This window comes from Flavobacterium flavipallidum, from assembly GCF_038289905.1.
Lineage (GTDB): Bacteria > Bacteroidota > Bacteroidia > Flavobacteriales > Flavobacteriaceae > Flavobacterium > Flavobacterium flavipallidum.
The window spans coordinates 20,498-28,788 of sequence record NZ_JBBYHU010000042.1; the positions used below are offsets into that span (position 1 = coordinate 20,498).

Annotated in this window: 8 protein-coding genes; all 8 read left to right on the forward strand. The window is 33.5% G+C overall.

All coding sequences use genetic code 11. From position 1 onward, the window contains the following. The first annotated feature begins 247 nt into the window (after positions 1 to 247). The 8 genes from nirB to AAEO59_RS15185 all read left to right on the forward strand — a co-directional run bounded on the left by nirB (position 248) and on the right by AAEO59_RS15185 (position 8,158). Positions 248 to 2,755, forward strand: a complete 2,508-nt coding sequence (gene nirB / locus AAEO59_RS15150; protein WP_341701596.1) for a nitrite reductase large subunit NirB — start codon at positions 248 to 250, stop codon at positions 2,753 to 2,755. Positions 2,756 to 2,846: 91 nt separating this feature from the next. After that, positions 2,847 to 3,224 (forward strand): nitrite reductase small subunit NirD, encoded by a 378-nt coding sequence (gene nirD, locus AAEO59_RS15155; RefSeq protein ID WP_341701597.1) that lies wholly within the window; start codon positions 2,847 to 2,849, stop codon positions 3,222 to 3,224. Between the two features lie 34 nt (positions 3,225 to 3,258). Continuing rightward, entirely contained in the window at positions 3,259 to 3,846 is a 588-nt protein-coding gene (locus tag AAEO59_RS15160; RefSeq protein WP_341701598.1) for a DUF4202 domain-containing protein, read from the forward strand. A 69-nt stretch (positions 3,847 to 3,915) separates the two neighbouring features. Next, positions 3,916 to 5,670, forward strand: a complete 1,755-nt coding sequence (locus tag AAEO59_RS15165) for a sensor histidine kinase (protein ID WP_341701599.1) — start codon at positions 3,916 to 3,918, stop codon at positions 5,668 to 5,670. 90 nt (positions 5,671 to 5,760) lie between these two features. Further along, the gene (locus AAEO59_RS15170; protein WP_341701600.1) at positions 5,761 to 6,420 is read left to right on the forward strand and encodes a response regulator transcription factor; all 660 of its coding nucleotides are present in this window, start codon (positions 5,761 to 5,763) and stop codon (positions 6,418 to 6,420) included. 200 nt (positions 6,421 to 6,620) lie between these two features. Then, the gene (locus AAEO59_RS15175) at positions 6,621 to 7,241 is read left to right on the forward strand and encodes a hypothetical protein (RefSeq protein ID WP_341701601.1); all 621 of its coding nucleotides are present in this window, start codon (positions 6,621 to 6,623) and stop codon (positions 7,239 to 7,241) included. A 10-nt stretch (positions 7,242 to 7,251) separates the two neighbouring features. Further along, positions 7,252 to 7,551, forward strand: a complete 300-nt coding sequence (locus AAEO59_RS15180; RefSeq protein WP_341701602.1) for a DUF1905 domain-containing protein — start codon at positions 7,252 to 7,254, stop codon at positions 7,549 to 7,551. A gap of 226 nt (positions 7,552 to 7,777) precedes the next feature. Then, a complete protein-coding gene (locus AAEO59_RS15185) occupies positions 7,778 to 8,158 on the forward strand; it encodes a PH domain-containing protein (protein ID WP_341701603.1) in 381 nt (126 codons plus the stop codon). Positions 8,159 to 8,291 lie beyond the last annotated feature (133 nt).

Below are 8,291 nucleotides of genomic sequence, written 5' to 3' on the forward strand. Positions count from 1 at the left end.
ATAAATTCTGCAAATCTTCTTTTAAAGCCCCATTTCCGACTCAAAAAACACTAAAAAAAACATTTTTAAAGGCCTCAAAAGCAAAACCTGATTAGAGATTAAAAAAAACAACCGTTATTTTTTACACATTTTCCATTTTAACCCCCTCCTTTTCATAATATCTCAATTAACACCCAAAAACAATAATTAAGTATTTAAATTAAGTATTTATACGTATATTTGCTTCGTAATACTTAATAATGATATTATGATAAATATAATTGTAGTCGGAAACGGCATGGTGGGGTACAAATTTTGTGAAAAATTCATCTCAAAATCTGGGCAAGAAAAATATCAAATTACCGTATTTGGTGAAGAGCCAAGACGTGCTTATGACCGTGTTCACTTAAGTGAATACTTTGCAGGAAAAACGGCTGATGATTTATCAATGTCTACTGCTTCTTGGTACGAAGAAAATAATATCATACTAAACACTTCGGAATTAGTAACTGATATTCATAAAGAAAACAAAACAATCACGACTCATTTAGAAAAAACATATTCTTACGATTATTTAGTATTAGCCACTGGTTCATCAGCATTTGTTCCGCCAATTGAAGGTGTTGAAAAAGAAGGGGTTTTTGTATACAGAACTATCGAAGATCTTGATGCAATTATGGCTTACGCCAAAAAAATAAAACAAAATGGTTCTACTGAAGCTGCTGTACTAGGTGGTGGATTATTAGGACTTGAGGCTGCAAAAGCAGTACGTGATTTAGGTTTAAACGCTCACGTAGTTGAATTTGCTCCGCGCCTGATGCCAAGACAATTAGACAAGGGAGCCAGCAATACACTTCGTTCAAAAATTGAAGAATTAGGCATTAAAATTCACTTAAGCAAATCGACTCAATTTATTGATGGTGAAAATGCTATCACCGGAATGATGTTTGAAGAAGAAGAACTTTTAAAAGTTGATATGCTAGTAATTTCGGCGGGTATCAAACCTAGAGACGAACTAGGAAGAGGTGCCGGTCTTGAAGTTGGTGTACGTGGAGGTGTTGTAGTCAACAACAAAATGCAAACTTCTGACCCAAATATCTTCGCTATTGGAGAAGTAGCCTTATACAACCACATGATTTACGGATTAGTTGCTCCTGGTTATGAAATGGCCGATGTTGCTGCCGAACAAATCATGCAAGGTGAAAAAACTATGAGAGAAAGCATCGACATGTCTACTCAATTAAAGTTAATTGGAGTTGAAGTAGCTAGTTTTGGTGATCCATTCATTGAGCACCAAGAAGGTACACCTATCGTTTACGAAAATAAATTTACCGGAATTTACAAAAGAATCAATGTTTCTAAAGATGGTTCAAAATTACTTGGAGGTATCTTAGTAGGTGATTCAAGTGATTACAACAGTTTGTTCCAAATCTACATAAACGGAATGGCGGTTCCTAAAAACCCTGAAGACCTAATCTTAGGCGCAAGAGGCGGAGAATCTTCTTCAATGGGAAGCGCCATGGATTTACCAGATTCAGCTGTAATCTGTTCTTGTGAAAATGTAACCAAAGGAAGCATCTGTTGTTCAATTACTGATGGAAGTTGCGAAACTTTATCAGATGTGGTAAAAGCAACAAAAGCAACTTCAGGTTGTGGTGGTTGTAAACCAATGGTAGCTGATTTAGTAAAAGCGGCACAAAAATCCCTAGGAAAAGAAGTAAAAGATGTTGTTTGTGAGCACTTTGCTCATAGCCGTCAGGAATTATATGACATTGTTAAAATCAACAAATTCACTAATCATAACGAAGTATTAGGAACAATTGGTAAAGGAGATGGTTGTGAAGTTTGTAGACCAGTTCTTTCATCTATTTTCTCAAGTATTTACAACGATACTGCTAACAAACACATTACATCTCAAGATTCGAATGATAGATTCTTAGCTAACATTCAACGTAACGGAACTTACTCTGTTGTTCCAAGAATGGCTGGTGGTGAAGTAACTGCTGAAAAATTAATTGCCATTGGAGAAGTTGCTAAAGAATACAACTTATATACTAAAATAACAGGTGCTCAACGTGTTGATTTATTTGGAGCTGAATTGAACGACTTACCTTCTATCTGGAAAAAATTAATCGACAAAGGATTTGAAAGTGGTCACGCTTACGGAAAATCCTTAAGAGCTGTAAAAAGTTGTGTAGGTAATGCTTGGTGTCGTTACGGTATGGACGACAGTACCACATTAGCCATCGAATTAGAAAACCGTTACAGAGGAATTCGTTCTCCACACAAATTAAAAGGAGGAGTTTCGGCTTGTATTCGTGAATGTGCTGAAGCAAGAGGAAAAGATTTTGGTGTAATCGCTGTTGAAGGAGGATGGAATTTATACATCTGCGGAAATGGAGGAGCTAACCCAAAACATGCAGTGCTTTTAGCAGAGCAAATTGACAAAGAAACGGTATTCAAATACATGGATCGTTTCCTAATGTATTACATCCGTACTGCAGGTCCATTAGTTCGTACATCAACTTGGTTAGAAAAACTAGAAGGTGGAATTGATTATCTTAAAAACGTCATCATTAACGATAGCTTAGGAATCAACGCTACTCTTGAAGAAGAAATGCAAGGACTAGTAGATACTTTTGAATGCGAATGGAAACAAGCTGTTGAAGATCCTGAAATGATGAAACGTTTCAAACACTTCTCTAACTCAGACGATCGTGATGACAACTTGGAATACATTCCTTTAAGAGAACAAAAAATGCCTAAAGCCTGGTAATCCTTCTTCTGATAAAAAAAAACGAATATTAAACTCATCATCCCTGCCTTCACTCCTACAGATTAAGGCAGGGAAATAAAAATCAAACACTATGGAACAAATTCTTGACAAATACACAAGCGTAGCATTAAACGACGTTAAAGTTTGGTTTAAAGCAGGTAAAACTTCTGACTTCCCTGCTGATGGTGGTAACTGCGTTAAGTACAAAGACAAACAAATTGCTGTTATCAATTTTGAAAGAAGAGGTGAATGGTATGCCTGCCAAAATGTTTGCCCTCATAAATTAGAAATGGTACTCTCCAGAGGTATGATTGGTTCGGCGGAGGAAACTCCTAAAATTGCTTGTCCAATTCATAAAAAAACCTTCTCATTAAAAGATGGAAGTAACTTAAATGGTGAAGATTACAAAATTGCAACTTACCCGGTAAAAATTGTTGAAAACGAAGTATTGATTGGGTTTATGGATTAAATATGTATCTTTGGAGTAATAAAAAATACGCCAAATGACAACTACACCTTTCCAACAAGCCAGTCAATGGATTGATGCTGAAAATGCTCAAGATCCCAACATAGAAATACACGAATCCATAAGTTTTCCTAAAGAACTATTATACTCTAATAGAATGTATGAAAAACTTATGGATTTTTCTCCTAATGCCTCCGAAGAAGTTCAGATTGCTGCTAAAGCACAGCATATTTGTCGCTGGAAAATTGCCCGTGAATCCTACCCAATGGATCGTGTAGGTTATTTAAAATGGCGTGAAGACCTAAAAAAATTCCACGCCAAAACTACTGCAACAATTCTTGAAAAAGCAGGATATAGCCCAGAATTTATCGCCAGAGTTTCTTTCCTAATTGAAAAAAAATTACTTAAAAAAGACGAAGAAACACAATTACTGGAAGATGTAATTTGTTTAGTTTTTTTAGAATATTACCTAGAGCCTTTTGTTGAAAAACACGATACTGAAAAACTCAAAAACATCATTCTGAAAACCTGGAATAAAATGTCTGAAAAAGGACATCAGGCAGCCCTAAAAATCAACTATAGTCCATCTAATCTTCAGTTAATAAAAGATTCACTAGGATTATAATTTAACTACATTATGGTAAAAGAAGCCAAAGCGTTTTCTGAAAATCTTAATTTCAAAAAATTAAAGCAAATGTACCTATTTGCTTTAATTACAATCGCTATAACCATTCTTTTGAGTCAACTGCTTATTCAACATAACATTAACAGCCAGCTTAATGACTCTCGCTTGATCAACATCTCCGGAAAACAAAGGATGCTGAGTCAAAAACTTGCCAAAGAAATCCTTATCTTAAACTCTTCATCAATACACTCTGATATTGATGTAGAAATCAGCAATATCAAGCAAACTCTAAAACGCTGGAAATCTACACATATAGCTCTTGAAAAAGGAAATGACAGCCTTAATTTTCCAAGTGAAAAAAGCGCTGTACTATCTGAATTATATAAAGATATTAAGCCTAATATCAACAAAATAGACTCTGCAGTTCAAAAATTTTTATCTCACAATAAACAAACCCTTTCTAAAGATAATTACCCTGACGAAATAAAAACTATCCTTGACAATGTAGCTATTTTTCTAACAAAAATGAACCTCATTGTAAGCCAGTACGAACATGAAGCTTCTGAAAAAGTCACGCGCCAACGCAATATTGAATACGGCATTTTAAGCTTTACTTTGTTGGTTTTATTTTTAGAATTCCTTTATATTTTTAAACCAACCAATAAAAAAATAGAAGTCTTAATATCAAAGCTTCTTATTTCTGAAAAAAGAGCTATTAAATTAGCTCGTGATACCGAAGCGATAAGTATTGCTAAAGAAAATTCAGTAAAAGAACTAAAGTCTCTGAATTTTGCAATGGAAAACACCTTGTTGTATTGTCGTATTACTCCTCAGGGAAAAATCATCCACATGGGAGAAAAATTCGCTAAACTATTACAATACAATCCGTCATTTGACACTGAAAAAAGTTTTTCTAACGCATTAACAAAAGTAGCAAAAGAACAGCAAGAAATAGATCAAATTATAGCTGAAAAGCAACGAATTGGCTGGCAGGGAGAAATCAATACAACAGATAGAAACGGAAACAAACTTTGGCTCGAAATGTCCATGATTCCGGTTCGCATTCGTCAGGAAGAATCTGAATTACTGGTCATTTGTTTCAATATTACGATACGTAAAAATGCAGTATTAGAAGTGGATCGTTTGAATCGTGAAAATACTCTTGAAAAAATCAATCAACAAAAAATCATTTCAAGCAAAATTGTTGAAAATCAGGAAAACGAACAAAATCGTATTGCACGCGAAATACACGATGGAATTGGCCAAATGCTTACCGGACTAAAATTTAGTTTAGAAAGCATCAATCTAGATGACAAGGAAAAATCAGCACAAAAAATAGAATACCTCAAGAAACTATCTTTAGACATCATTAAAGGAGTACGCACCGCAACATTCAACTTAATGCCTCCTGAATTAAGCGATCACGGAATTGTTTCATCTATTGCTAAGTTGACATTAGAATTAGCTAAATTAACCGGAAAGAATGTTCAATTTTACAACAAAACTGATTTTGATCAAAGATTAGATTCCCTAATCGAAATCAACATTTACCGTCTTACTCAGGAAGCTATTAACAATGCTATTAAATACGCTGATTCCTCTCACATCATTGTTCAACTTTCCCATAGCAATAAAATACTTAGTATTACTGTTGATGATAACGGAAAAGGATTTGACATTTCAACCGTTGAAAAAAGAAGAAATAGTGAATCCGGAATGGGGCTATTATTTATGAAAGAACGTGTTCAATACATCAACGGAAGGGTTTTTATCAATTCCATCCCAGGAGAAGGAACCCGAATTACTTTTAATATTCCTTTATAAACAAGAAGTGAAATACGTAAAAAATACGTATATTGCACGACTTTTAATTAAGTAAAACTATTTATATTTTTCCAAAAAAAGAGGTAAATTATGAACCAAACAATTCGAGTTGTCCTTGCTGATGATCATTTTTTTGTAAGAGATGGTATCAAATCACTATTAGAAAGCGAAAAAAACATTGAAGTTGTTGGAGAAGCAACCGATGGACTTGAAGCATTAGACGTAGTTACAAGCACTAATCCTGACTTATTAATTGTCGACATCAGAATGCCACATCATACCGGTATTGAAGTGGTTGAAAAATTACGCAGTCAAAATAATAATGTAAAAATCATAGTGCTATCGATGCACGAATCTGAAGAATATGTTTTAAAATCAATTAAAGCTGGTGCTGATGGGTATTTATTGAAAGGTTCTAGTAAAGAAGAATTCTTAAAAGCACTTCACGCTGTGGCTAACGGTGGTAAGTACTTTACAGGAGATATTTCATCAATTTTAATTAATCAATTAACGAATACAACAGCTCCTTTAGATGCTAAGCCTACTCTTACTGAAGACTTAACCATTACAAAAAGAGAAAAAGAAATCCTTACTTTGTTATTATCTGGTAAAGGAAATAAAGAAATTGCAGAAGCTTTAGAAATAAGTAAACGTACTGCCGAAGTTCACCGTTTTAACCTAATGAAAAAACTGAAAGTTAAAAACCTCATGGAACTTTCAAACAAAGCTACAGAGTATTCCTTAATATGATGTTCTTCACAAAAAAATCAAAATCCTGTTTCTCAGTAGACACTGAAAAACAGGATTTTTTTTGAAAAATAAATCCCACTTCTATAAATCTTTTAGACACAAAATCATTTTCAAACTCATTTTTAAATAAAAGTTTTTACCTATTTAAACGTTCCAGCTCAGACAAATTGACTAACTTAGAAGAACCAAACGTTTTGATTATGAAAACCTTATATCTTTTCATGCTTCTCATAACGATATCATCCTGTGTTTCCAAGAAGTACACTAAAATGAAACAACTTCCGGATGAAATAAGATCAGCAACCGAGATAAAGTACTTGGTAAAAAATGACCAAAAATTGCTTTTGTATTCAAAGCAGATGAATTTTACCAAAAATGGCCGAATTAAAAACTCTGTCACAACCGACACTTCCGGAAAGGTTATTCAAACAACTCAAAAAAAATTATGGTTCATTGTAGAAACTTATCCTGATAAAGAAAACTATTACTGCAAGACCAGATGGAAACCTAATTCAAGAGAACGCATTAGTTGTTATACAAGAAAACAAATCAAACAAAACGAAGCTATATACACCTACAATCCTAATGGCACCATTAATACAATTACTGATCATTATCCGCCATTTTACACAAAATATCATCAATACGCCAACCAAAGCCTTTCAAAAATTATCATAAAAGACAAAAACAACATTCTCATAGATAAATTTTTAATACATTGCATAAAAAAAGACGAGAGAGGAAGTTGTTTACAAGAAATCCGAACTTCGACAAAAACAAATCAAACTGAAGAATACCTCTTCATCCCAAAATACCATTAATTCCTAATTATTGAACGCAAAAATTAAATACGATTTTTCAGCAGAAGTCTGGCAGCACAAAGCCCCTGGTGGATGGTATTTTATTTCTTTACCCAAAAATTTGGCTATAGAAATCAGAAGCGCTTTACAATCAGAAGAAGAAGGATGGGGAAGATTAAAAGCTATTGCCAAAACAGGAAAAAGTGAATGGAAAACCGCTATCTGGTTCGACACCAAAAAGAACAGCTATCTTCTTCCCTTAAAAGCCGAAATTCGTAAAAAAGAAAATATCACAGCCGGAAAAATCATTCCGATTACACTCTCACTTTAACATACACAATCAGTGAAATAAAAAGAAGTTTCACTAAAATAAAATCAAAAACAAATCGTTCGAAACACAAAAACTTAATTTCAAAACTATAATAAGACTTAAAAATACCTATATAGTTCCTTTAATATTTTTCCCACTTATAATTACAATTTCAATATCTTTGAAGTAAACATTGAAATTATTTGGCAACTTTATATCATAAATAGAATAACTAAAAAGAAAAATTATGGGATTATTTTCAGCTTTACTTGGTAACGCAGGAACAGTGAGCCAGGAAGATTTGCTAAAAGATTATGGCAAATTATTAATTAACGGAGAAGAAATAGAATTGGGGTTTAAACTCATCCGTGATGTGTTTATTTTCACCAACAAAAGACTAATTCTTGTAGACAAACAAGGAGTAACCGGAAGTAAAGTGGAGTACAAATCTATTTCATACAAAAGCATCAGCCGCTTTAGTATTGAAACTGCCGGAACATTTGATTTAGAAGCAGAATTAAAAATTTGGGTTTCTAGCGAACAAGTCCCAAGCATCAGAAAACAATTTAACAAATCAGTTAATGTTTATGATGTACACCAAGTATTGGCTACACATGTATTAAAATAACACCTTTAGAAAGGCACATTCAGAAGTAATCTATCTTTTGAATAAAAATTAAAGAAAATGACCGATTTTAGATATCCATTATCGGTCATTTTTGCTTTTTGAGATTTTTCAAGATATAGTTTCGGCTAAAAAA

What these genes read in the sequence shown, in the direction of transcription:
- nirB (WP_341701596.1), top strand. Translation starts at nt 248, where the DNA reads ATGATAAATATAATTGTAGTCGGAAACGGCATGGTGGGGTACAAATTT.
- nirD (WP_341701597.1), top strand. Translation starts at nt 2,847, where the DNA reads ATGGAACAAATTCTTGACAAATACACAAGCGTAGCATTAAACGACGTT.
- AAEO59_RS15160 (WP_341701598.1), top strand. Translation starts at nt 3,259, where the DNA reads ATGACAACTACACCTTTCCAACAAGCCAGTCAATGGATTGATGCTGAA.
- AAEO59_RS15165 (WP_341701599.1), top strand. Translation starts at nt 3,916, where the DNA reads ATGTACCTATTTGCTTTAATTACAATCGCTATAACCATTCTTTTGAGT.
- AAEO59_RS15170 (WP_341701600.1), top strand. Translation starts at nt 5,761, where the DNA reads ATGAACCAAACAATTCGAGTTGTCCTTGCTGATGATCATTTTTTTGTA.
- AAEO59_RS15175 (WP_341701601.1), top strand. Translation starts at nt 6,621, where the DNA reads ATGAAAACCTTATATCTTTTCATGCTTCTCATAACGATATCATCCTGT.
- AAEO59_RS15185 (WP_341701603.1), top strand. Translation starts at nt 7,778, where the DNA reads ATGGGATTATTTTCAGCTTTACTTGGTAACGCAGGAACAGTGAGCCAG.